This is a genomic window from Pseudoalteromonas sp. 2CM32C (genome assembly GCF_023161925.1).
Lineage (GTDB): Bacteria > Pseudomonadota > Gammaproteobacteria > Enterobacterales > Alteromonadaceae > Pseudoalteromonas > Pseudoalteromonas marina.
The window spans coordinates 328,210-352,469 of the sequence record NZ_JALNTI010000001.1; the positions used below are offsets into that span (position 1 = coordinate 328,210).

Here is a 24,260-nt window from a genome sequence, read left to right on the forward strand (position 1 = left end):
GTTTGAAAAATGAGCGATTCACGCGCCCAAATAAGAAAATCTATTCGCGAATTACGTAATAATTTGTCTAATGAACAGCAAAATTTAGCATTTCAATCTTTAAGTATGAATTTTATTCAATACTTAAAAACAAAAAAAACAGCTAAAAACCAACACATCGCCATTTATTTAAGTAACGACGGAGAGCTTGATACCTCCTTGTTAATTAAAGAATTATGGAACTTAAATCACGTTATTTACCTACCAGTAATACACCCATTTAATGGCGCCACTTTGCTGTTTCAGCGCTATGAGAAAAACTCACCCATGAAGGCAAATCGCTATGGTATCTTTGAACCTAAGCTAAATTGCAGTCAAATATGCCCTTTACCCGAGCTGGACTACTTACTTATGCCATTAGTTGCATTTGATAATCAAGGTAATCGCTTAGGAATGGGAGGTGGGTTTTACGATAGAACACTGGCTCGTTTACACGATGAAAACTGGCAAAAACCACGACTTATAGGCCTTGCACATGAGTGCCAAAAAGTTGATGTATTGCCAATAGAGTCTTGGGACGTACCGCTTAAAACCATAATAACACCGAACAAAAATTACTGCTGGTGATGTGATTATTCGCATACTTGCAGCACACGTTTGACATACATGAGCACAAAATAATGACACAAGACGAATTAAAAAAAGCAGCAGCATGGGCTGCACTCGAGTTTGTAAAAGAAAACACGATAGTAGGTGTAGGCACAGGCTCAACCGTTAATCACTTTATTGATGCCCTTGGCACAGTTAAAGACACTTTAGTAGGTGCTGTATCAAGCTCTGAAGCTTCTACAGCGCGTTTAAAAGAGCTCGGTATTGAAGTGTTTGAGCTAAACGATATCGATGCACTCGATGTTTATATCGACGGCGCTGATGAAATTAACGCTCAAAACGAAATGATTAAAGGCGGTGGTGCTGCACTTACCCGTGAAAAAATTGTGGCTGCAGTTGCTAAGCAGTTTGTGTGTATTGTTGATGACACCAAACTAGTGGACACATTGGGGGAATTTCCGCTTCCAGTTGAAGTTATTCCAATGGCGCGCAGCTACGTAGCACGTGAGTTATTAAAGTTAGGCGGCGACCCAGTCTACCGCCAAGGTGTGGTTACCGATAACGGCAACGTTATTTTAGACGTATATAATTTAAATATTACCAATGCTAAGCAACTTGAGACAGATATAAATCAAATTGTTGGCGTAGTTACCAATGGCCTATTTGCGATGCGTGGTGCTGATAAAGTAATTATCGGCACTAAAAATGGGCCTCAAATTAAATAGGATGAGGTTATGAGTAAGGTATCGTTAGCAAAAGACAAAATTAAAATTCTCTTGCTTGAAGGTGTGCACCAAAGCGCAGTTGAAACGCTAAAACGAAATGGTTACAGCAATATAGACTACGTTAAAACATCGCTACCGGAAGACGAGCTTAAAGAACGTATTAAAGACGCTCACTTTGTAGGTCTGCGTTCTCGTACTCATATTAACGAAGCTGTTTTAGATGCTGCAGAAAAGCTGATTGCTATTGGTTGTTTTTGTATTGGCACAAACCAGGTTGACTTAAGTAACGCTCGCCAGCGTGGTATTGCTGTATTTAATGCGCCATTTTCAAATACACGCTCTGTTGCAGAGCTAGTACTTGGTGAAATACTGCTTTTACTTCGCGGTATACCTGAGCGAAATGCTGCGGCTCACCGTGGTGAGTGGCTAAAAACAGCAACGGGTTCATTTGAAGCACGTGGTAAAACGTTGGGTATTATTGGCTATGGCCACATTGGTACTCAGCTAGGTATTATGGCTGAAAACATTGGTATGAACGTCGAGTTTTACGACATTGAAGATAAGCTAACACTGGGTAATGCAAAACAAGTGCATAACTTGACTCAGCTACTTCAGCGCTCTGATGTAATTAGTTTGCATGTGCCAGAAACACCACAAACCAAAAACTTAATCGGTTCGGCAGAGCTTGCGGTAATGAAACAAGGCGCTATTTTAATTAACGCCTCTCGCGGCACCGTTGTTGATATTGATGCCCTTGCAGAATCACTTAGCGAGAAAAAGCTAAGTGGTGCAGCAATTGACGTGTTCCCCGTTGAACCTAAATCTAACGATGAAGAGTTTGTATCGCCACTACGCGACTTCGATAACGTTATTTTAACGCCGCATATTGGTGGTTCAACTCAAGAAGCTCAAGAAAATATTGGTATTGAAGTGGCAGGTAAATTGGCTAAATACTCAGATAACGGCTCTACAATTACCGCCGTTAACTTCCCTGAGGTATCACTGCCAGAGCTTGCTAACCGTAGTCGCTTATTGCATGTTCACCACAACCGCCCTGGTGTGTTAACGCAAATTAACCAAGCGTTTGCGCAGCACGGTATCAATATAGCGGCTCAGTACTTACAAACTGATGAAGCAATTGGTTATGTGGTTATTGACGTTGATACCGACCACTCTGAAGTAGCGCTTAAAGAGCTAAGTGCAGTTGAAGGAACAATTAGAGCGCGTATTCTTCACTAAACATTATCTATAATAAAAGCCGCATTTGATTAAATAAGTGCGGCTTTTTAAATTATGATTTAACAACTTATCGTGATTAGTCGCCTTTAACTTCTAAATTTATAAACTTTACCAGTTCTTCTGGCTTACCAGCTAGCATCATTAATTGCTGGTTAACTTCCATCATAGTTTGGCCTTCAGGCAATTTTGCTGAAACAGTTAACGAATTTAAACCGCTGGCAAAGCTGGTTAACGCATTCGCTATTTCTTCAGTTACAGGCGCTTGCTCTAACTGCTGGGCTAACATTGCTTGCATTTGCTCAATAGTCATACCTTGCTTTGAAAGCTCACTTTCTAATAACTCTTTAAGTTTACCTTGGTTATTTATAACAAAGCTTGCGTTACGGGGTTCAAGCTTGCTCATTGCTTGCATCATACGTGTTTGCTGTTGCAGTTGCTGCTCATAAGTTAGAGGGGTATCACCCGCTTGCTTTTGTTCTTTGCTCATCGCAAGCGACGTATCCATAAGCGGTTTAGAATTAGCTAGCCCTAAGTCCATATTAAAACTGACCACATCTTGAGCATTGAGCTTTACAACCATATCGCTTTCACCAGACTCTTCATTATAATCTAAAGATGAATGCAGATTGTAACTTGCTGATGCTAATATGGCATTTGTGTCAGCAGGCAGTGTGGCAATAAAGTCTTTACTGAGCGTCAGATTTTTTACATCAAGCGATGTATGCGGCGAAATTTTATCGGTTTCGTAGCCTTTAACTTCAATACTTTGAACGTTGGCTACACTCTCGCCCTCAGGGCTTATTACTTCCATACTTGTAATTTCAACACTTTTTGAAATAACACTTGCAGATAAGCCAGCATATTTAAATGTTGCACCCGTTTGCTCACTCACCATGGCCAGCTGCTTGTCTACTTCAGCACGAACCTCTTGGGTTGCAACATAGTTAGCGTAGCTAACGCCGCCAACACCTGCGGCAATAATCGCTGCGGCTATAATTAATTTTTTCATATTATTTCCTTATTCTATTTTTATAAAAATTGTATTAACCCAAGAGTAACATTGCATACCAGTCGCTGTAAGCGTTAATTAATCAGGCTCAATAACTCATGTACCGTTTTTACTGGAGTTATTTTAGCGCCTAGGCCTTCCATTGATTTATGGTAGTTACGAAACGGGATAAATATTTCTGTAAAACCATGCTGTGCAGCTTCTTTAACTCGTGGTACGCCGCTGTCTATTGGGCGCACATCACCGTTTAAACTCAACTCCCCCATAATACAAGTGGTTCGAGGCACAACAAATTCGTTCAAGCTACTTAGTAACGCAGTAACAAGGGCTAAATCTATACAGGTTTCTGATTCATCAATTTTTAAACCACCCACAATATTAAAAAAGGTGTCGTGAAATATTTTTGTTTTTGTATGTTTACGTAAAATACCTGTGAGCATTTTTATGCGGTTCATATTTAAACCGACACAAACACGCTGTGGAAATTCAGCCTCGGTTTCTGTTGTTAAACATTGTATTTCAAGCAATAGATTCCGATTACCTTTACGGATACAGGTAATAGACGACCCCGGGGATTCAGTCGTCGAGCCTGATAAAAATATCTCACTCGGGTTGTCTACGCTTAACATTCCACGCTCACACATTTTAAAAATACCCACAGTATCAATGTCACCAAAGCGGTTTTTATTGGCACGTAAGGTACGAATTTGTCCATCATTGGTGTCTATGTGTAATAGCGCATCAACAATGTGCACCAAGGTTTGCGGGCCTGCAATTTCGTTATTTTTATTCACGTGAGCAATAATAAACATGGTCACGTCATTCTGCTTACAATATTGAGTTAATGCTTGAGCGGCACTTTTAACTTGCGAAGGCGAACCTGGGCTGCCATTTGCAGTGTCTGTAACAACGGCTTGAATGGAGTCGATGACTGCAAACTTTATTTTATTTTTATCAAGCTCTTCAATAATGGTCTCAACGCTGGTTTCTGAAAGCAAATAAAGCTCATCGGCGTTATAGTCTAACTTTAAGCGATTAACACGATTTTTAAACTGCGACAAAGACTCCTCAGCGGTACAGTAAAGAGACGGCATACGCTTTGACATTCTTGCCACCAAATCAGATAAAAGCGTTGTTTTACCCGCACCAGGATCGCCCGAAATAATATTTACAGAACCCGTAGTAACACCACCACTTAAAACACGGTCAAGCTCGCCTATTTCTGTGAGTTGTTTTTCGGCTTCAACGGTCGCTATGTCATTAATTTTTTTAGAACCACCACCAATACCTCCGGCATAACCGCCAACACTTGAGCGTGCAGTTGCTTTTTTACTTTGCCCTGCTGAAGGTTTAAATTCAGCTAATGTATTCCACGCACCGCAACGACATTGCCCCTGCCAACGTTGATAGTTCATGCCACACTCTGTACAAACAAACTCTACTTTTGCCGCTTTAGCCATTAATAACCTTATTTATTAATCATTGAATTTAAAAATGCGTACTGTTTTGTTGTTATTTTGCCATTTCATCTATTTACATAGCAACATAGCTTGCCTGTGCAAATTTCTTAAGCCACAATCATTACCTAATTAACTGTTTTACTTTTATATATCTTAGGGCACAGTTTTTGCTTTAAAATTGAATAAAAGTAACTTGCCAATAAAATGGCACATAACACATAATAACAAAAACTAAATGGTAGTTGCTCTAAAAATCGTACCTATATTAATAACATAGCACGCTTTACGTTTATTGAATTTCTAATAAATGGATTTAACAGTATACCTACTTTTTCAAAGAGACGGTGATGGTTTTATAAATGGCTGATGACATCATGCTCAAACACGAGTCCCTCGTTAATGAGCTAAAACAATATTTAGGCAACGCCAAGTTTGACCTAATTTTTAAATCAAAAACAGCAGAGCTTACGAAGCCTGAACAGTTTTTAATTAAAATGGAAATGTCGCGCCTTTCTCAGCCTGTCGAGCGCTTTATTGATCTACGCGGTTTAGTTACAGGACAAGTAAAACCTTACGAACATAATGGTAAACAGCACTTTATGGATGAAACGGCCATTGAAGTGTTTGAAAGCGCATTAAAACAGCATGGTAAATACACACTTGCTGTTTACGAAGCGGTTATGAATACGGAAAATAATCACCGCGTAATGCAAAAAGAAGCCGCCGAAAAAGGGAATAAGCAAGAGCAAGAAGATTTACTAAATACCAGTGTTATTAAATTTGCATCTTACGAAAGCCGTGCAGAAGAAAGAATGAATTATTCAATAAAAGTTACTATTGAATATAACGATAAGAAAAATATTAAAGCAAGTACCTCTGATATTTCTTTGAGCGGCTGTAAAATAAAGCTGGCAAAGCGAAACATAATCAGAAAAGGCCAACTAATAGCAATGCGTTTGGTAGGTCTAGAGCAAGACTTTGAACTGGGTTTAAAAAATGGAATTCAATATGAAGTAGTTGCCGTTGAGAATATCTCACGTGAGTTTAATCATATTCGCTTAAAGCGAACTTATGTTGAAAATAATGAAGCCTTTGATAACTTTTTAGAAAGCTTTATTCACGGAAATAAACGCCGCTACAAAGTTAATTTAGATAACACGCTTGATGCTGTTGTGTCTAAAGGTTATGAGCAATATTACATACCTCGTGTTACTTCATTGTATGTGTTTTTAAGTAAAAAAGACGATCAGTATTATCCTAGTTTAAGCTTAACAACCGAAAATAATATTTTTATTCAGCGCTACTTTACCGATGAAAGAAGTGTACCTTGCTTATACAACGTGCTTAACCATAAACGGGTCTGTGGGTTATTAACGCAACCAACAGCGGTTAAAGAAGATTACCTGTACACCTTTACACATGTGTCCTCTGGAAAGGTTTATTACTATTCAGCAACCCGCACCGAATTAAACAACAATGCCAAACTACGTGATTTATTTTTAGGGTTCGGTAGTCAAAAAGAAAGCTGGCAATGCTTTAAAATTCAGATAATGCCGAGCCATCCTGATGATGCTTACATACCACTTTCACTGCCAAATTCTGCTGGTAGTAACATTGAAAAACTTAACAAACCTCCTTCGCCTCGTGTTGAAGGGTTAGTTAAAGACGTAAAATATATTGTTGTACTAACTAGTGTAGGTAATAGCGTTGAGCAATTGCGTTATAAACAAATAACTTACGATAAAGCTTTGGTCAATCAGCTTAAACTTTTTGGGCATGCCAAACATAAAACGGCTCCCTATTTAGACATTGTTGCGCTTGAGTATGTAAATTTACGCTCGCATAAACGCTATTTATACAAAACCGACGTTAAATTACACATAAATGATACGGTATTAAGTGGACATACGCGCGATTTTTCAGTCATGGGGCTACAACTAGAGTGCGATCAGCCTGTTAGCTTTAAAAAAGGCGACATTGTCTTTTTAACATTCCCTGATTTACAAAAAATAACTAAAAAGCATGCATTAAACGAACTCAAGTACGAGGTTATGGCTATCAGTAAGTCACTGACCACCGTTAACTTAAAAGCCAATAGAGTGGCTGACTTACCCCATGCTGGCGTTAGTTTTTTTACACAATTAATTGAAAATAACAAAGATAAATTAAAGGTAAGTGAAGAGGCTCCTAAAATTGAAGGACTCTCTACAGCACTTAGAAACATGGTAACAAAAAGCGTTTGCCAATTTCCGCTGTATTTACACAAAGAAGCGGCACATTTTAAAGTGGGTGCAATTGGTTATGGTTTATATTCAAGCCCGCTGCATGTACTTTTACAAAACTTTGGTCTACTTAGCAATAAAACGGACGTGTCGAGTATAATAACTAACGAGCAAATTTTAAATGTGATCACTCCAAATATAAAAGATCGCAGCAGACAAGATCCGCCACTTGCGTTTACACTGGCAATCAATTTTGACCCCCGACAAGATAAAGTCACCGAAGCTATTCAAAGCCAGTGTATATTAGGTGAAGATTACAGCAGCTTTAATGAACAAATTAGCAAGGGGATTAAGTCTCAAATTATATTTGTTATGCGACTATATATTTCACGTACTGGTCGCCCAGATACAGATTACCTATCCAACGAGCTTAGCTATGTGAGTCAATACGCGTTACATAAAGCTAAAGAGTTGGAAGAAGCTTTATGGTCGGTAACAGGTGTGGGTGATGTGGTTGATATTACAGAAGAAGCTTTAAGTCATTTTGAGTTAGATCAACAAAAGGTTGACCAAATGGGCCGTCGTAAACTGCTTTGGTTAAACCGCTCTCGCTAAGCGGTTTAACGCTAATATGCCATCGTTATTTTTTGTTTAACGGAATAGCGAGCATATAAAGTAACTGTAATAACGAGCCTTTACAAATAGCTGCTTGCGCTTGCTCAACTACTTTTGGTTTACCATGAACAGCAACCCCAAGCCCAGCCTTTGCCATCATAACGAGATCATTTGCACCATCGCCAATCGCCACTGTTTGTATTTTTTCAAGTCCGAGCTTAGCTTGCAAAGACTCTAAAATAACCGCTTTTTGCTGTGCATCCACAATCGTACCAAGTACCTTACCAGTTAATTTATCATCTTTAAATTCAAGCACATTTGCATGTACTTCATCTAAATTAATTAGCTCCTGAACACGCTCTGCAAATGGCACAAAACCGCCCGATGCAATTGCTAAATACCAATTGTGATGTTTTAGTACTTGGCACAAGGCTTTTATGCCCGGCATTAGTGGCAAGGTATTTTTTAATTCTTCAATAAGTTTTTTTTCAATGCCTTTAAGCTTACCTACGCGTTGATTTAAGCTTTCACTAAAATCGAGTTTACCTGCCATTGCGAGGGCTGTTACAGATGCCACATCATCGTACACATTTGCTAAGCGTGCTATTTCATCAATACATTCAATAGTAATCGCTGTTGAATCCATATCCATCACTAACAAACCCGGCTCGTAAAGGTTAGGCGGTGTATTAATTTGTACTAATTGGCACTCTAGTGTTTCTGAAAACGCTTTAAGCGTTAATGGATTAATAGATTGCGTTGTATTTTGAGTATAAAAACACAGTGCTGGAGATAAGCCTAAATCAGGCTGGTATTGGCATAATGCTGTGACCGTTTGCCCATGATGAGCTAAAAACTGAATAAACGTATCTATACTTGTCGCATTAAAGTCACCTGCAAATGCAATACTAAACAACCCTTCTTGTGTATTTGGAACACCATCAAATAGTGTAAAAATCCCGTTGTTATGAGCAAACCATTGGTTGAGCGTTAACATTGACAATGATTGCTGAGAAGTAAGCTGTGCCATGCTGATTTGCGACATAGGATCTCCGTGTTTATTTTTATTCCACTGATATAAAACGAATTGAAGCGGTAATATGAATGCTAAATTCGCCATCGGGGTTAATTTAAGGTTATAGTAGTAGTTGTAACATCAAATCAAAATTCTGTCAGTAGCATATACGGTGACTATGAAAAATAACCATCTTAAAAATCCAATATCAGCATCACAAAAAAAACGACTTTTACGGTTATTATTAGCCGCTGGCTGTTTTGTATTGCTTAGTTGGGTAGGTGTAAATAGTAGCTTTCAAAGCCATCAGTTATTATATGATAGCGCTGACAACACAGCACAAAGCTTAACTCAATTTATGGCTTTAAATGTTAAAACACCACTGATAGAAAAAAACAAACCTCAGTTAAACACTATTTGTAACGACATAGCTAAAGACGAATTTGTACTGTCGGCTACCATTTATGATCATCAGGGGATTTTAGTCGCCAGCAGTGATAACTGGCAGTCACACCATATTTTAGGTCAACTTCCAGAATCGACTCCAGGAATAAGTAAACTTAAAACACCATTTGTTGAACCCGTTGTAAGCGATGATGATCGCCCTCTAGGGTTTGTTTCGGTAACCTATTTAACACGAGCTGCTATTTCAGACAGCCACAGCCATTTTCATGATTTGGGTCGTCAGGTTTTGTTAATGCTAGTTATTGCATGTATTTTCACATGGCAACTGGGGCGTGGCTTAAAGCGTTGGCAAGTCAACCGCTATATACGAAAAACCTCTGAGCAAGAGTCGTAGAGCATTTTAGCTAGTACCTCTTTATCGCTACTTTGCTTTAAACTACACAGTGCGTTGAACACATTAGGGATATGAAGCGGCGTATTAATCTCACCTTGATGACCATTTAGTGGCATTGAGGGCGAATCGGTTTCGAGCACTAAGTGCTGAGGTTCAATTTGAGTAATTACATTACGGGTTTTAGCTGCGCGCTCGTAAGTTATAACCCCACCCACGCCTAATTTAAAACCCTGTTTAATATAATACTGTGCTTGCTGTAGTGAGCCAGAAAACGCATGTATCACTCCACCATATTTTGGCTTACAGCGTTTAAACGATTGCGCAATTAAATCATGACTTTGCCGATGATGGACAATAAGCGGCAAATTTAGCTCATTAGCAATCGTTATTTGCTGCTCAAACAAACTCGTTTGTTTTGCAAGGTCTTCGATACTTCTATCAAGCCCACACTCACCTATAGCTATTAAATGATGCTTATTTGCAACCCCGAACTCAAAAAGTGCTTCTATGTGCGATTCTTTATGTTGATCTAAAAAGTAAGGATGTAACCCTGCAGCTATTTTTATACTTGGAAAAGTAGCTTTGAGTTTGATAAGAGTATGCGATTGAGCGAGCGTAATACCCGGTACAACAAACTGATTGACTCCCTTTGCTATACACTCGTTTATGAGCGATTCACGAATTGAATCAAACTCGCTAAAGTCGAGATGGCAATGAGAGTCAATAAATTGCACGGTTACTTAATCATCAATTTATTAAGGGTTTAAGCGTGTAACTTGCCAGTTGTTATCTGCTTGGCGCTGGTACATAAAACGGTCATGTAAACGGTGTGCACCGCCCTGCCAAAACTCAATTTTAGTAGGCACTACACAGTAACCGCCCCAAAAATCAGGCAATGGGATTTCACCTTTAGCAAACTTGCTCTTCATATTAGCAAAGGTTTCCATAAGTACTTTTCGCGACGACACTGGCATGCTTTGTTGCGACGCCCATGCTGCTAATTGGCTTTCTTTAGGTCGAGATAAAAAGTATTTTGCCACGGCTGATGTAGGTAATGGTTTTGCCTCACCGTATACAATTACTTGGCGTTCCATATGGTGCCACGGAAAGTGCAGCGATATTTTGTTATTGCCTTTTAGCTCTTGCGCTTTACGTGAGCCGGTATTAGTAAAAAACACAAACCCGTTATCATCTAAATGTTTTAACAATACAATGCGCTGCGAAGGTTGGCCGGTTTCATCAACCGTTGCCACAACCATGGCCGTTGGGTCTGGGATATTACTGCCCACAGCATGCTCAAGCCACGTTTCAAATTGTTTGAATGGATCATCTTGCAAATTAGCTTCGCTTAGCGCGTCTTGCAGGTATTCACGGCGGATGTCTTCGAGTTTCATAAACAAATCCTTCTCTGTTTATTAAAGCGTATGTGGGTAAGTTAAGGTCAGGCAATCAATAGTAATCAGTAATAAGAACAATTTTATATTTTGGGTTAGTGCTTGGTTAATGTTGGGTTTCGTTTCACTCAACCCAACCTACGGTCAAACCTACCATCTGCAAGTGTAGAAGTGCTAGCAAGGCGGTAAAACTATTTATGCCAAGGAGCATACGGTTTGTATGTGACTTAGGATAAATAGTTTTACCAACGCAGCTAAAGCGAACTACACGAAGCAGAAGGTGATTACATTTGCTCCATGACTTCAATGCCTAACAAATCCAATCCAGTTTTTAGCGTATCTGCCACCAAATTACACAACACTAAACGGCTGTCACGTACGTTTGGCTCTACGCCTTCTTTAAGTACTGGGCAGGCTTCGTAGAATGTCATGTATAAGCTAGCTAGCTCGTATAAGTAACCACATAATACGTGCGGAGTGGCCTCATTGATCATTAAATCAAGCACTTCTTCAAGCTGCAGTAGTTTAAGCGCGAGTGCTTTTTCTTGCGGCTCAGCTATGGCTACATCAGCATTTAGCGTATCGGCATCGACACCTGATTTACGGAAAATACTACGCACGCGAGTATAAGCATATTGTAAGTAAGGTGCTGTTGCGCCTTCAAAACTTAGCATGCTGTCCCAGTTGAATATGTAATCGCTGGTACGATGCTTAGAAAGATCAGCGTATTTAACAGCGCCAATACCTACTTTACGCGCAATTTCGCTGCGATCATGTTCTGATAAATCAGATTCACGCTCAGCAAGTTTTGTTGCTGCACGGCTAATCGACTCTTCAAGTAAATCAGCAAGTTTTACTGTACCACCTGTACGGGTTTTAAATGGTTTACCATCGGCGCCCATCATGGTGCCAAACGGGCAAAACTCGTAGCTTGTTTCATCGCGTAAAAGGCCTGCTTTACGTGCGGTAAGCTCTACTTGGTTAAAGTGAAGGCTCTGGCGTGCATCAACAAATATTAAAATACGTTCAGCACCCAATTTATTTGAGCGGTAATCACACGCGGCTAAATCAGTGGTTGCATATAAAAAGCCACCGCCTGACTTTTGCACGATAAACGCAGATGGCTCACCGTCTTTATTTGCAAGCTCATCTAAAAATACTACTTGTGCGCCTTGCGACTCTACAGCAATGTTTTTATCTTTTAATAAGCTAATAATATCGTTAAGCTCTGCGTTGTAAGCACTTTCAGCCATAATATCAGCTTGAGTAAGCGTTACATTTAGGCGTTTGTAAACTTCTTCAGAGTGCTTAACAGAGGTTGCTATAAATAGCTTCCATAGTTTTTCACAGTGCGCATCGCCGCCTTGTAGTTTAACGACGTAATCACGGGCTTTATCTGCAAAACCTTCTTCATCGTCAAAGCGTTTTTTAGCGTCGCGGTAAAACGTTTCTAAATCAGCAAGCGCTACCGACTCTAAGTCTACGCCTTGGCTAATTTGATCTTCTAAATGCGCAATCAGCATACCAAATTGTGTGCCCCAATCGCCCATGTGGTTTTGACGAATTACTTTATCGCCTCTAAATTCAAGGGCGCGTACAATGGCATCACCAATAATGGTTGAGCGTAAATGACCTACGTGCATTTCTTTTGCAAGGTTAGGTGATGAGTAATCTACAACAACAGTTTGTGGCTTAGTGTGCTCGTTTACGGCAAGCTTTGCATCGCTGTTTGCTGCTTTAACACTGTTGGCTAAAAACTCAGGCTTTAAATGAATATTAATAAAACCAGGGCCAGCAATTTCAGTTTTTTCAGCAATGTCGCTTACATCTAACTGATCAATAATTTTTTGCGCAAGCTCACGTGGGTTGCTTTTCATTTTTTTAGCGGCGCCCATTGCACCATTAATTTGGTAGTCACCAAATTGTGGGCGTGTGCTTTGTGTAACCGCTGGGTTTGTGTCTTCTGGTAGGCCTGCTGCGGTCATGGCGGCAATGGCTTTTTCCACTAAAATAGTACGAATGTTCATTATATTATTTACCTTTGTAAGCCCGCCATAGCAGGCTTTCAGTTTACTTTAGTCAGTCAATTCTAGTTTTCGCGAGTATGGTTAAAGGTTACTTCTGGGTAACGCTCTGTCGATAAATTAAGGTTTACACGGCTCGGTGCTATGTAAGTTAAGTTATCGCCACCATCAAGTGCTAAGTTGCTTTCGCACTTACGTTTAAACTCTTCAAACTTTTTAACGTCAGTTGAGCTTACCCAGCGCGCTGTATTTACGTTTACACCTTCGTAAATTGCATCTACGTTGTACTCAGCTTTTAAGCGCGCTACAACTACGTCAAACTGTAGTACACCTACCGCGCCTACAATTAAGTCGTTATTAATGAGCGGTCTAAATACTTGTACCGCACCTTCTTCAGAAAGCTGTACTAAGCCTTTTAATAGCTGCTTTTGTTTAAGCGGATCGCGCAAACGAATACGACGAAATAGCTCAGGCGCAAAGTTAGGAATACCGCTAAACTTAAGCTTTTCGCCTTGCGTAAAGGTATCACCAATTTGGATTGTACCGTGGTTATGTAGGCCTATAATATCGCCTGCGAATGCATCTGCTGCACGCTCACGATCGCCTGCCATAAAGGTTACTGCATCTGAAATACTCACCTGTTTACCAAGGCGTACATGATTCATCTTCATGCCTTGACTGTATTTACCCGACACAATACGCATAAAGGCAATACGGTCACGGTGTTTTGGATCCATGTTAGCCTGTATTTTAAATACAAAACCAGTAAAGTTCTCTTCTGTTGCGATTACTTGGCGGTCTTCTGTTTCACGCGGTAGCGGCGTTGGCGCCCACTGTGTTAAACCATCAAGTACATGGTCTACACCAAAGTTACCAAGGGCGGTACCAAAGTACACTGGCGAAAGCTCACCCGCTAAAAATAGTTCAAGGTCAAACTCGTTTGAAGCACCTATAACAAGCTCTAGCTCTTCACGTAGTTGCTCAGCGAGTTCTTCACCAATGGCGGTATCTAGCTCTGGGTTATCAAGGCCTTTAACAGTGCGAACTTCCTGAATTGTATGACCTTGGCCTGTTTTGTATAAAACCGCTTCGTCATTATGAATGTGATAAACACCTTTAAACTCTTTACCACAACCAATTGGCCAAGTGATAGGCGCACAGGCAATATTGAGCTCTGTTTCTACTTCATCAAGTAGTTCCATTGGGTCACGAATATCACGGTCACACTTATTCATAAAGGTTACAATTGGCGTGGTACGTAGGCGCGTAACTTCCATTAGCTTACGGGTACGTTCTTCTACACCTTTTGCGGCATCAATAACCATTAAACACGAATCTACCGCGGTCAATGTACGGTACGTATCTTCTGAGAAGTCTTCGTGTCCAGGGGTATCAAGTAAATTAACCAGCGCATTGTTATACGGAAATTGCATTACAGAGGTAGTAACCGATATACCACGCTCTTTTTCCATTTCCATCCAGTCAGACTTTGCATGCTGATTAGAGCCACGGCCTTTTACAGTACCGGCTTTTTGAATCGCTTGTCCGAACAAAAGTACTTTTTCGGTGATGGTGGTTTTACCTGCATCCGGGTGAGATATAATTGCAAAAGTACGTCGTTTATTTATTTCGCTAAGGAGATTTTGGTCTGCCATTAAAAAGTTCTTATAGTTTGAATACGGATAATATCACCATAAAGTGTGCAGACGTTTAAAGGCTAAAACTGCTAAACCCCGAAACCTCAACACACCAAAACCAAGAGTAAATTAGCTCCTAGTTTGCGATCCGTTATGTTAATCGTAATTAAAGACTATTTTCGCTGATCTTGACCCTTTAAACAATCAATGGTTAGTTATTAACTGATCTTTTTTATCAATATTTAAGCTCAGGCCGTTTAGTTTGTAATTTGACTCAAGCAAAATAAAAACTTTTACTTAATTAAGTAATTAAAACCTACGCATAAAGGGGAAGTTACCTCTAACTAAAGTTTATATTTTAGCGATGAGTTAAGCGCAGGCTTGTTTAATAAACTTGTAACGCATACTATAAAAAGATTGCGTCAAGGATATTAGTTAGTTAATGAAAACCAGTAAGTTAAGCATTAGATTATTATGGTATATAACTCCGCTTGTTATATTGCCCCTGCTATTTTTAGGTGGATTTACGTTAACTAATGTAACTAACTCTACGCAAAAACAAGCCGATCTAATCATGAGCCGCTTTGTTGAGCAGCAACAGCAAAAAGCGTTTAACTATATAGACTCATTCCACTCTACCACTAAGCTACTTTCTCGCTCTCCGGTACTTAACGACTTTTTGGCCAATGACGCCCATTTAGACGGAAATTATACACGCAGGCTTGGCGCTCTAATGGATGTATTTGCCAGTTACAGCGAAGCCTACCCTGACATTATTAGTATAAATCTAGTATCGGCTAGTGGTAAAAGTGACGCCTATCATTCAAATAATTTAACCATAGCGCCAAAAAACTACCCCTTTTTTAATCAGGTTATACAAAGCAATTTGAGCCAACAGCAGTTTATGGTTCAAAAACCCGACGGCACAACCAGCCTGTATTTTGTGCAACGAATAGACAGCGTGGGTTATTACCTAAAACGTCCACAACAACTGGGGTTTATTGTTGTAAATGTTGAGCCTTCAATTTTAAATACCAGTATTTTAGAAGCGCCTTATAACAATACGCTCAATTTATTGTTGACCAAAGACGGTAAAATACTATTTAGCTCTAATTATAATTTACGAGGCCAGTACATTAGCGAATATGAACTTAATAAGGTTCGCGATTTGGCCGACATAGGCTCACTTTCTACCATTGAGTTATCGAGCATTGATAAAATCGAACGTATGATTTTTGCCGTACAAATGAGCGGCGGCTATTATTACGTATCAACAATTCCCAAAGCGGTACTTCATCAGTCGGGCAAAGCCATAAGCCTAATTACGGGTCTGATTGTTATTATTTCAGTGATCTCGTTACCTATCTTGATATTTGTTGTTGTACGTAACCTATTGTTAAATCCAATAGAGCTATTAGGTGCAGCCAGTCACCGAGTAGGTGACGGTGACTTAGCAGTAAGCTTACCCGCTCATACCGATGATGAAGTAGGCATACTGTTTAACGACTTTAACCACATGGTTAATCAAATTAGGCACTATCAACAACAACTCGAAGAATACAAACATCACCTAGAAGACAAGGTGGAAAGCCGAACTCAAGCGCTTGAGTCTATGAATAGCCAACTTGAACTCGCAATTACTCAAGCAGAGCAAGCTAACCAACTTAAAAGTCGTTTTTTAGCAAACATGAGTCATGAAATACGAACCCCTCTCACCGCTATTATGGGCTTTACAGAGCAGTTGCTACATAACGATAAAATAGTAAACGACAAACAACATTTAAGTACTATTTTACGAAACTCAAAGCACTTACTTGAACTCATTAACAATATTTTGGATTTATCTAAAATTGAAGCTGAAAAATTAGCTGTAGAGCAAGCCTCTGTGAACGTTGTGCAGTTAATCCATGATATTGAGTCAATCATAACGCCACTGGCGCAAGAAAAGCGTTTAGAACTTAATATTATTTTTGACTTACCAATACCGCAAACTATATACACGGATGTAACACGCTTAAAACAAATTTTAATTAATGTGGCCAACAACGCCGTTAAATTTACAGAGCAAGGCCATGTCTCTATTTGTGTGCATTATCATGCTCAAAGCAACCTCATTGAGTTTGTAATAACCGACACCGGTATTGGTATGTCTGAGCATCAAATTTCTCGTGTATTTAAACCGTTTGAACAAGCAGATGCGACAACTACACGTCGCTTTGGTGGTACTGGGTTAGGATTATGTATATCCAAAAACCTGGCAAATTTATTGGGTGGCGACATAAAACTAGAAAGCGAAGTGGGCGAAGGAAGTGAATTTTCAATTAGTGCTGCTTGCCACTTAAAAGGCAAAACACCTGAGCTTGAGCTGCTTGTCGATCATGCACAATTAACCCCTGAAAAAGACCCTCTCTTATCATTTGCGACTAACAGCTTTGACGCAAATATTTTAGTTGCTGAAGATAACCCAGATAATCAGCTACTGATTAAGTTGCTGTTGCAAACTTGGGGGCTTGAGCCTGACATAGCTAATAATGGTGCACAAGCCGTAGAAATGGCGCTAGTAAACGACTATCAACTCATTATTATGGATATGCAAATGCCCGTCATGGGTGGGCTTGAAGCCACCAAAATGCTACGACATGCTGCTTACGACGGTCCCATTATTGCACTCACCGCAAACGTAATGAATCACGATATCGGCACCTATATAGAAGCTGGCTGCGACAAAGCGCTTGGAAAACCAATAGATAAAGATGCCCTCGAAAACGTACTTGTTAGCTACTTGCACCTTGAAAAGGATAATCAAAATAAGTGGGATGACTTGTTAAAAAGTGAAAAGTTTCAACAGATATCTGATAATTACTTAGCAAACTTACCCAGTTATTTGGAACAAATAAAAACATTTCACCATGCACAAGATTGGGAAAGCCTAAAAGCAGTTGCGCATAGTGTTAAAGGCAGCGCAGGATGTTTTAACTTTGATGACATTTACAAAAGCGCAGGCAACCTTGAAGAAAACCTAAAAAGTAACGATAAATCACAAAGAGATGAAATTATAAACTCAGTAATAGTGGCAATACAGCAGGCTATTAACTCAAAATAAAACGGTTAGCTACCCGCAACTAAAAAAATCACATAAAACCTAAGCTTAATGCCATACCCATTAAAATAGCATCTTCAAAGCCGTTTTTAGCTGCGTCATCACTTGGGTAATAATTCTTTCGTACTGACATCTCTATAAACCCAGCTTGCTCATAAAGCTTGATTGCACGCGTATTTGACTCCCGCACTTCTAAAAATAAATTTTCGGCATTTTGCTGCTCACCGTGCTCTATAAATTTACTCAATAGCTGCTTAGCAATCCCCTTACCTTGGTGCTTGGGCGTCACGCATATATCCATAAGCGTAAAATCAGGCCCCGCCTTTTCACCAATATAAAAACCAACGAGTAGGTCACCATCAAAGGCGGCTAAATTAAAATAACGCCCACCAATACATGAACTCATCGTTTTTAAAGTCCAAGGATGACTATGGCACGCATTTTCAATAGCCATAAGCGCTTCTACGGCATCATTATTTACAGGTTTAAAGTTTATCAAGGTGTTCACTTATTAAAGCCCACAAAGCACGCTTATCGGTTGCATTTAGCTGTGGGGATGGCAATTCAAGCTGATCACCCGTTAATTGTATGTGCTTGCTTTTCACCACGCTATTTATAGCTACAGGCACTGCTGCACGATTAATATCTGCAAGTAATTGGCTAGAAAGCTCAAGGGATTCAAATGAAGCAGGCGTTAATTCTTTTTCAACGTTATTTCTAAGGGGTTCAGCATTTGCTGGTCGAAAATGAGTATTTAATTCGAGATTTTCAATATCAAAAACAGCTGCGTACCGTGAATGCATAACGACTCGATGAAATGAGGAAGTAAGATAATATAAGAATTAATAAATACGATGTAAAGAAGAAATGGCAGGGGCGGAGAGATTCGAACTCCCAACCGTCGGTTTTGGAGACCGCTGTTCTACCAATTGGAACTACGCCCCTGCAATGACGACGAATTATAGAGAAGTTTCGCTAAAGGTAAAGAGAAAAATCACACATTTAGTTTAACTGCTTTTTAAATAAACAAAACGGCGAATTAGCATGCTAATTCGCCGTTTTTTATCACTTTAATTTACATAACTAAATGCAGGGTAAATTATTCCCACTCAATAGTTGCCGGTGGCTTACCAGAAATATCGTAAACAACGCGTGAAATACCATCAATTTCGTTAATGATACGGTTAGAAACCACACCCAAAAACTCATACGGTAAATGTGACCAACGCGCAGTCATAAAGTCGATAGTTTCAACACAGCGCAGTGACACAACCCAATCGTACTTACGTGCATCGCCCATAACCCCTACCGATTTAACTGGTAAAAACACGGTAAACGCTTGGCTAACTTTATGGTAAAGCTCGGCTTTGTGTAGCTCTTCAATGAAAATAGCATCTGCACGGCGAAGTAAATCACAGTACTCTTTTTTAATTTCACCAAGTACACGTACACCTAAACCAGGACCAGGGAATGGGTGGCGGTAAAGCATGTCGTACGGTAAACCCAGCTCTAAACCAATTTTACGTACTTCATCTTTAAATAACTCACGAAGTGGCTCAACTAGACCCATTTTCATGTCATCTGGTAATCCGCCCACATTGTGGTGAGATTTGATAACGTGTGCTTTACCTGTAGCAGATGCTGCAGACTCAATGACGTCTGGGTAAATGGTACCTTGACCTAACCATTTAGCGTTCTTAAGTTTTTTAGCTTGCTCATCAAATACATTAATGAACGTGTGGCCAATAGCTTTACGCTTATCTTCTGGATCTGACTTACCGGCAAGGTCAGCTAAAAATTGATCTTCAGCATCAACCTTAACAATGTTTAAACCAAACTTGTTGCCAAACATGTCCATTACTTGCTGACCTTCGTTTAAACGAAGTAAACCGTTATCAACAAATACACATGTTAATCTATCACCAATGGCACGGTGAATAAGCATAGCTACAACCGATGAATCAACACCGCCTGATAAGCCTAAGATAACTTCGTCGTCGCCAACGGTTTCTTTAATGCGCTCAATGGCATCATCAATAATTTTTGCTGGAGTCCACAGTTTTTCACAACCACAAATATCAATAGCAAAGCGCTCTAATAAACGCTGACCTTGGTGAGTGTGCGTTACTTCTGGGTGAAACTGTACGCCGTAAAAACGTTTTTCTTCGTTAGACATAGCAGCATGCGGACACGTTGGTGTTTTAGCTGTAGTGCTAAAGCTTGCTGGTACTTCCATTACTTTATCGCCGTGGCTCATCCATACGTCTAAAACGCCATTGCCACCATCGGTAATATGATCTTCAATTGCATCAAACAATGCACAGTTGCCTACCTTTTCAACTTGCGCATAACCAAACTCTTTTTTATCAGAGCTGTGAACACTACCACCAAGTTGAGTAGCCATTGTTTGCATGCCATAACAAATGCCTAATACAGGAACGCCTGCATTAAACACATACTCAGGAGCGCGCGGGCTGTTTTCAAGTGTGGTTGACTCTGGGCCACCAGAAAGAATAATACCTTGTGGGTTAAACTCGCGAATTTGCTCTTCAGTCACATCCCATGCCCACAGCTCACAGTAAACACCAATTTCGCGTATACGGCGAGCGATTAGCTGAGTGTATTGTGAACCAAAGTCTAAAATGAGAATTCGTGAATCGTGAATATCTTTGCTCATGGAGTATCTCGTAAAGTAGATGCTAAATTCCACTAATTTGCTTAGTGGCTATTAAAGAGGGCTGGTAAAAGCCAGCCCCGTAATTTCAAGTCGTTGTTTAACCTAAGCGGTAATTTGGTGCTTCTTTGGTAATTTGCACATCATGAACATGCGACTCACCCATACCTGCAGATGTAACACGCACAAACTGAGGCTTAGTGTTTAGCTCTTCAATTGTTGCACAACCCGTTAAGCCCATTGCGCTGCGAAGGCCACCTACCTGCTGGTGAATAATAGTCGCTATTGGCCCTTTATACGCTACGCGGCCTTCAATACCTTCAGGGACTAACTTGTCAGCTTCGTTTGATTTTTGGAAGTAGCGATCTGATGAACCTTCTTTTTGATCCATCGCGCCTAAGCTGCCCATACCACGGTATGATTTGTAGTAACGGCCTTGATATAGTTCTACTTCGCCTGGCGCTTCTTCGGTACCTGCGAGCATTGAGCCCACCATTACACACGATGCACCCGCAACAAGCGCTTTCACAATGTCGCCTGAAAAACGAATACCACCATCGGCAATTACTGGAATGTCGCGACCTTTTAAGCCATCAACTGCATCTGAAATAGCCGTGATTTGTGGAACACCACAACCGGTAACAATACGAGTTGTACAAATAGAACCAGGGCCGATCCCTACTTTTACTGCATCAACACCGGCATCAGCTAGCGCTATTGCTCCCTCAGCAGTTGCAACGTTACCCGCTACAATTTGAAGATCTGGATAAGCCTGACGAGTTGCAGATACACGGTCAATAACACCTTGAGAGTGGCCATGAGAAGTATCGATAAGTAGAACATCAACACCCGCTTCAACTAATGCAGCAATACGCTCATCAGTACCCGCACCAACGCCTACCGCAGCACCTACACGTAAACGACCTAACTCGTCTTTACATGCATGTGGTTTATCTTGCGCTTTTTGGTAATCTTTTACGGTGATCATGCCTTTAAGTTTAAACGCATCATCAACAACTAAAATCTTCTCAATGCGGTGTTCGTGCATTAAACCTAAAATTTCTTCGCGAGCTGCGCCTTCCTTAACGGTAACTAGCTTTTCTTTTTTAGTCATAACAGTCGAAATTGGCTGTTCAAGTTTTGTCTCAAAACGCATATCGCGGCTTGTAACAATACCTACTAAAGTGTTTTCTGGGTCGGTAACAGGAAAGCCTGAGAACCCTTTTTCTTCAGCAAGGTCCATAGCATCTGCAATTGTTAAATCAGCAGTCACTGTTACCGGGTAAGACACAATACCCGCTTCGTAGGTTTTAACTTTACGTACGTTTTTCGCTTGTTCTTCAATAGTCATGTTTTTATGAATAAAACCAAGACCACCTTCTTGCGCAAGGGCAATAGCTAAACGAGCTTCTGTAACAGTATCCATAGATGCTGAAATAAGCGGCAAGTTAAGTTTGATACCACGCGTTAAGCGAGTTGAAATATTTGCCGTGTGTGGCAAAACAGTAGAATGACCTGGTACTAAAAGTACGTCATCAAAGGTAAGAGCTTCTTTAGCAATTCTAAGCATTTTGGCAACTTCTCACATGTGGATCTAAGATAAGGAATTGCGGCCAAATTTTAACAGCGTTATAGGCATTCGTAAATAATATTTCGCAAATATTTATGATAAACTTCCCTTATAACTTGCCTCATAAATAGTTTTAGGTTGTTTTTTATGTTTTCAAAGCCTTCGCAAACGGTTTATACCGTCTCGCGCCTTAATAGAGAGATCAGAACATTACTAGAGCAAGGCTTTGCTTCATTAGTGCTTACTGGTGAAATTTCTAATTTTATTGCGCCAGCTTCTGGGCATTGGTATTTTTCGTTAAAAGATGACAAAGCACAAATTAAAGCGGCTATGTGGCGAGGTAATAACCGAAGCCAAAGTTACCGCCCAGAAAACGGCGCACAAGTAACAGTAAAAGCACGCGTATCGCTTTATGAGCCTCGCGGCGATTACCAGCTTATTGTTGAACATATGGAACCGGCAGGCGAAGGCCAACTCAAGCAAGAGTTTGATGCGCTAAAAATGCGTCTTGCTGCTGAAGGACTGTTTAGCTCTGCATACAAAAAACCACTGCCGCAAAATATAAACCGTATTGGTGTAATCACCTCTGCAACGGGCGCAGCTATAAAAGATATATTAACCGTACTTAAACGCCGCGCACCGCAATTAGAAGTCATTATTTACCCAGCCATGGTGCAAGGTAAAGAAGCCCACATACATTTGATTAACCAAATAGAGTTAGCCAATGCACGCAACGAAGTAGACATACTTATTTTAGGGCGCGGCGGTGGTTCACTTGAAGATCTGTGGTGTTTTAATCACGAACAACTCGCCCGCGCTATTCATAACAGTGATTTACCTATTATAAGTGCCGTAGGCCATGAAATAGACACCACAATCAGTGATTATGTTGCCGATATGCGAGCCCCTACCCCCTCTGCGGCGGCTGAGCTTGTAAGTCCTAACACGCAAGAGTTGCATAGCAAAGTAACCCAGCTTATTAACCGCTTAAATAATGCATTTAAACATAGCATTGCAGATAAGCGTGCACTCGCAACCCAATTGCAACATCGTTTAAATCTATGCCACCCGCGCAATCAGCTAAATCAAAAAGCGCAGCGATTAGATGAGTTAAGTATTACCTTGCAACAAGCTATGCAAAGCCGTTTGTATCAACAAGAGCGCACGCTTAATAATTTAACGCCACGTTTAATGCGTCAATCTCCCGACAAAAAGCTAGCACAAGCTTCTCATCAGCTGTCGCAGTTACAAGCAAGATTAAACCAAGCTATACAACAACAATTACAACAAGCCAATAATAGCCTGGCATTACAAGCAAGTAAGCTAGATTCGGTAAGCCCGCTAAATGTTTTAGCACGCGGTTATAGCATCACTAAAACACAACAAGGGAAGGTGGTTAAATCTGTGGGTCAAATTAAAGCCGGTGATGTTTTAGTTACAGAGCTGGTCGATGGCTCTATAAAGTCAACAGCGCTTTAAAGCTCTGTTGCCATTAGTAACGTTAGTTCGGTGTCGCTTGAAGTCGAGGTTGTTCTTTTAAATTGCAACCAAAGCTCTTGCTTCATTAACTTATCGTTTAGCTCTCGCCATTGGGTATGATCGAATGAATCGTTATCCGTTGGCGCTGCAAGTTTAAATTTACAAACCGATGTTTTACATTCTGCAGTGACAATATCAGGCGTTGAGGCTAAATCTGCGGTAAGTAAAAAATCCTGCAAGGCGGTTTCAGTTTGATAAGCCCATTCTTCGTTACGTTGTTGCTCATCAAACTGTTCCTGTAAAGCGGCTTGCGCATCAGAGGGGTCACGCAGCTGCTTCACCACACTTTCCATTAACGACTTTTGCTTAGCTAATTCCTGCATAAGTTGCACAACTTGCTCTTCTAGGGGAAGCTCATCAAGGGGTTGTGGATCTGGTTTAGGGGAAATATCTTTTTGCTCTAAGCGAGCACTTTGCTCAGGAGCAGCTGGTACAACACGCTTTGCTGTTGCTTCACTTATTCTAGCTGGCTGAACAAGAGGGGTCTGCTGCTTTGTATCAGCATGCTGTAACTCAGCGGGAGTTGAGTCACTTGAAGCCAAACTAAAATATCCCCAAGTTAAACCCACACCAGCAATAAACCCAACTCCAAGGATTAAAACGTTATCTTTGTTCATATTAATTCCTTTTAAGTTTTACTCTTTATTCTA

At 40.4% G+C, this 24,260-nt stretch carries 19 protein-coding genes and 1 tRNA gene; 7 read left to right on the top strand and 13 right to left on the bottom strand.

What is annotated here, in order from left to right; genetic code table 11:
• The first annotated feature begins 9 nt into the window (after window positions 1-9).
• Genes MTF67_RS01545 through serA form a run of 3 tightly spaced genes read left to right on the top strand, consistent with a single transcriptional unit; the run spans window position 10 to window position 2,552 of the window.
• Window positions 10-606: a 5-formyltetrahydrofolate cyclo-ligase gene (locus MTF67_RS01545; RefSeq protein ID WP_248518525.1), complete on the top strand. Its 597-nt coding sequence runs from the start codon at window positions 10-12 to the stop codon at window positions 604-606.
• A gap of 53 nt (window positions 607-659) precedes the next feature.
• On the top strand, window positions 660-1,313 hold the full coding sequence (rpiA, locus tag MTF67_RS01550) for a ribose-5-phosphate isomerase RpiA (protein ID WP_058428471.1): 654 nt from the start codon (window positions 660-662) through the stop codon (window positions 1,311-1,313).
• Window positions 1,314-1,322: 9 nt separating this feature from the next.
• Window positions 1,323-2,552 (top strand): phosphoglycerate dehydrogenase, encoded by a 1,230-nt coding sequence (gene serA / locus MTF67_RS01555; protein WP_006791939.1) that lies wholly within the window; start codon window positions 1,323-1,325, stop codon window positions 2,550-2,552.
• Between the two features lie 76 nt (window positions 2,553-2,628).
• On the opposite strand, the gene MTF67_RS01560 is transcribed toward serA, so the two are convergent.
• Together MTF67_RS01560 and radA are read right to left on the bottom strand one after the other, a co-directional pair.
• On the bottom strand, window positions 2,629-3,561 hold the full coding sequence (locus MTF67_RS01560; RefSeq protein ID WP_248518526.1) for a hypothetical protein: 933 nt from the start codon (window positions 3,559-3,561) through the stop codon (window positions 2,629-2,631).
• A gap of 74 nt (window positions 3,562-3,635) precedes the next feature.
• Window positions 3,636-5,021, bottom strand: coding sequence for a DNA repair protein RadA (gene radA / locus MTF67_RS01565; protein ID WP_008130364.1), 1,386 nt, complete (start codon window positions 5,019-5,021; stop codon window positions 3,636-3,638).
• A gap of 359 nt (window positions 5,022-5,380) precedes the next feature.
• On the opposite strand from radA, the gene MTF67_RS01570 reads away from it, so the two are divergent.
• Window positions 5,381-7,858: a PilZ domain-containing protein gene (locus tag MTF67_RS01570; protein ID WP_248518527.1), complete on the top strand. Its 2,478-nt coding sequence runs from the start codon at window positions 5,381-5,383 to the stop codon at window positions 7,856-7,858.
• 25 nt (window positions 7,859-7,883) lie between these two features.
• Here MTF67_RS01570 and serB read toward each other — a convergent pair whose 3' ends face one another.
• Window positions 7,884-8,903 carry a phosphoserine phosphatase SerB gene (gene serB, locus MTF67_RS01575; protein WP_010555822.1) on the bottom strand — a complete coding sequence of 340 codons (1,020 nt, stop codon included), beginning with the start codon at window positions 8,901-8,903 and terminating at the stop codon, window positions 7,884-7,886.
• A 148-nt stretch (window positions 8,904-9,051) separates the two neighbouring features.
• Between serB and MTF67_RS01580 the strand changes: the two genes are divergently transcribed.
• Window positions 9,052-9,672 (top strand): AhpA/YtjB family protein, encoded by a 621-nt coding sequence (locus MTF67_RS01580; RefSeq protein ID WP_039036500.1) that lies wholly within the window; start codon window positions 9,052-9,054, stop codon window positions 9,670-9,672.
• On the opposite strand, the gene MTF67_RS01585 is transcribed toward MTF67_RS01580, so the two are convergent.
• The 4 genes from MTF67_RS01585 to prfC form a co-directional block, all read right to left on the bottom strand.
• Window positions 9,639-10,406: a TatD family hydrolase gene (locus MTF67_RS01585; RefSeq protein ID WP_039036499.1), complete on the bottom strand. Its 768-nt coding sequence runs from the start codon at window positions 10,404-10,406 to the stop codon at window positions 9,639-9,641. The genes MTF67_RS01580 and MTF67_RS01585 overlap by 34 nt on opposite strands.
• A gap of 21 nt (window positions 10,407-10,427) precedes the next feature.
• Entirely contained in the window at window positions 10,428-11,066 is a 639-nt protein-coding gene (gene pdxH, locus MTF67_RS01590) for a pyridoxamine 5'-phosphate oxidase (RefSeq protein ID WP_248518528.1), read from the bottom strand.
• A gap of 284 nt (window positions 11,067-11,350) precedes the next feature.
• A complete protein-coding gene (argS, locus tag MTF67_RS01595) occupies window positions 11,351-13,093 on the bottom strand; it encodes an arginine--tRNA ligase (protein WP_248518529.1) in 1,743 nt (580 codons plus the stop codon).
• A 62-nt stretch (window positions 13,094-13,155) separates the two neighbouring features.
• Window positions 13,156-14,745 (bottom strand): peptide chain release factor 3, encoded by a 1,590-nt coding sequence (gene prfC, locus MTF67_RS01600; RefSeq protein ID WP_248518530.1) that lies wholly within the window; start codon window positions 14,743-14,745, stop codon window positions 13,156-13,158.
• A gap of 424 nt (window positions 14,746-15,169) precedes the next feature.
• On the opposite strand from prfC, the gene MTF67_RS01605 reads away from it, so the two are divergent.
• On the top strand, window positions 15,170-17,830 hold the full coding sequence (locus MTF67_RS01605; RefSeq protein WP_248518531.1) for an ATP-binding protein: 2,661 nt from the start codon (window positions 15,170-15,172) through the stop codon (window positions 17,828-17,830).
• A gap of 28 nt (window positions 17,831-17,858) precedes the next feature.
• On the opposite strand, the gene rimI is transcribed toward MTF67_RS01605, so the two are convergent.
• The 5 genes from rimI to guaB all read right to left on the bottom strand — a co-directional run bounded on the left by rimI (window position 17,859) and on the right by guaB (window position 22,071).
• Entirely contained in the window at window positions 17,859-18,326 is a 468-nt protein-coding gene (rimI, locus tag MTF67_RS01610) for a ribosomal protein S18-alanine N-acetyltransferase (RefSeq protein WP_248518732.1), read from the bottom strand.
• Entirely contained in the window at window positions 18,313-18,630 is a 318-nt protein-coding gene (locus tag MTF67_RS01615; protein ID WP_138741296.1) for a hypothetical protein, read from the bottom strand. Before MTF67_RS01615 ends, rimI begins: the two co-directional genes overlap by 14 nt.
• A gap of 65 nt (window positions 18,631-18,695) precedes the next feature.
• Window positions 18,696-18,772, bottom strand: a tRNA-Trp gene (locus MTF67_RS01620).
• 154 nt (window positions 18,773-18,926) lie between these two features.
• Window positions 18,927-20,504, bottom strand: a complete 1,578-nt coding sequence (gene guaA, locus MTF67_RS01625; RefSeq protein WP_039036494.1) for a glutamine-hydrolyzing GMP synthase — start codon at window positions 20,502-20,504, stop codon at window positions 18,927-18,929.
• A 97-nt stretch (window positions 20,505-20,601) separates the two neighbouring features.
• Window positions 20,602-22,071: an IMP dehydrogenase gene (gene guaB, locus MTF67_RS01630; protein WP_008130378.1), complete on the bottom strand. Its 1,470-nt coding sequence runs from the start codon at window positions 22,069-22,071 to the stop codon at window positions 20,602-20,604.
• 147 nt (window positions 22,072-22,218) lie between these two features.
• On the opposite strand from guaB, the gene xseA reads away from it, so the two are divergent.
• On the top strand, window positions 22,219-23,550 hold the full coding sequence (xseA, locus tag MTF67_RS01635; RefSeq protein WP_248518532.1) for an exodeoxyribonuclease VII large subunit: 1,332 nt from the start codon (window positions 22,219-22,221) through the stop codon (window positions 23,548-23,550).
• Here xseA and MTF67_RS01640 read toward each other — a convergent pair.
• A complete protein-coding gene (locus tag MTF67_RS01640; RefSeq protein WP_248518533.1) occupies window positions 23,547-24,227 on the bottom strand; it encodes a hypothetical protein in 681 nt (226 codons plus the stop codon). The genes xseA and MTF67_RS01640 overlap by 4 nt on opposite strands.
• Between the last annotated feature and the right edge of the window lie 33 nt (window positions 24,228-24,260).

Excerpts from the sequence above, each read along its gene's own strand:
- MTF67_RS01545 (WP_248518525.1), top strand. The coding sequence starts at position 10 with ATGAGCGATTCACGCGCCCAAATAAGAAAATCTATTCGCGAATTACGT.
- rpiA (WP_058428471.1), top strand. The coding sequence starts at position 660 with ATGACACAAGACGAATTAAAAAAAGCAGCAGCATGGGCTGCACTCGAG.
- serA (WP_006791939.1), top strand. The coding sequence starts at position 1,323 with ATGAGTAAGGTATCGTTAGCAAAAGACAAAATTAAAATTCTCTTGCTT.
- MTF67_RS01560 (WP_248518526.1), bottom strand. The coding sequence starts at position 3,561 with ATGAAAAAATTAATTATAGCCGCAGCGATTATTGCCGCAGGTGTTGGC.
- radA (WP_008130364.1), bottom strand. The coding sequence starts at position 5,021 with ATGGCTAAAGCGGCAAAAGTAGAGTTTGTTTGTACAGAGTGTGGCATG.
- MTF67_RS01570 (WP_248518527.1), top strand. The coding sequence starts at position 5,381 with ATGGCTGATGACATCATGCTCAAACACGAGTCCCTCGTTAATGAGCTA.
- serB (WP_010555822.1), bottom strand. The coding sequence starts at position 8,903 with ATGTCGCAAATCAGCATGGCACAGCTTACTTCTCAGCAATCATTGTCA.
- MTF67_RS01580 (WP_039036500.1), top strand. The coding sequence starts at position 9,052 with ATGAAAAATAACCATCTTAAAAATCCAATATCAGCATCACAAAAAAAA.
- pdxH (WP_248518528.1), bottom strand. The coding sequence starts at position 11,066 with ATGAAACTCGAAGACATCCGCCGTGAATACCTGCAAGACGCGCTAAGC.
- argS (WP_248518529.1), bottom strand. The coding sequence starts at position 13,093 with ATGAACATTCGTACTATTTTAGTGGAAAAAGCCATTGCCGCCATGACC.
- prfC (WP_248518530.1), bottom strand. The coding sequence starts at position 14,745 with ATGGCAGACCAAAATCTCCTTAGCGAAATAAATAAACGACGTACTTTT.
- MTF67_RS01605 (WP_248518531.1), top strand. The coding sequence starts at position 15,170 with ATGAAAACCAGTAAGTTAAGCATTAGATTATTATGGTATATAACTCCG.
- MTF67_RS01615 (WP_138741296.1), bottom strand. The coding sequence starts at position 18,630 with ATGCATTCACGGTACGCAGCTGTTTTTGATATTGAAAATCTCGAATTA.
- guaA (WP_039036494.1), bottom strand. The coding sequence starts at position 20,504 with ATGAGCAAAGATATTCACGATTCACGAATTCTCATTTTAGACTTTGGT.
- guaB (WP_008130378.1), bottom strand. The coding sequence starts at position 22,071 with ATGCTTAGAATTGCTAAAGAAGCTCTTACCTTTGATGACGTACTTTTA.
- xseA (WP_248518532.1), top strand. The coding sequence starts at position 22,219 with ATGTTTTCAAAGCCTTCGCAAACGGTTTATACCGTCTCGCGCCTTAAT.
- MTF67_RS01640 (WP_248518533.1), bottom strand. The coding sequence starts at position 24,227 with ATGAACAAAGATAACGTTTTAATCCTTGGAGTTGGGTTTATTGCTGGT.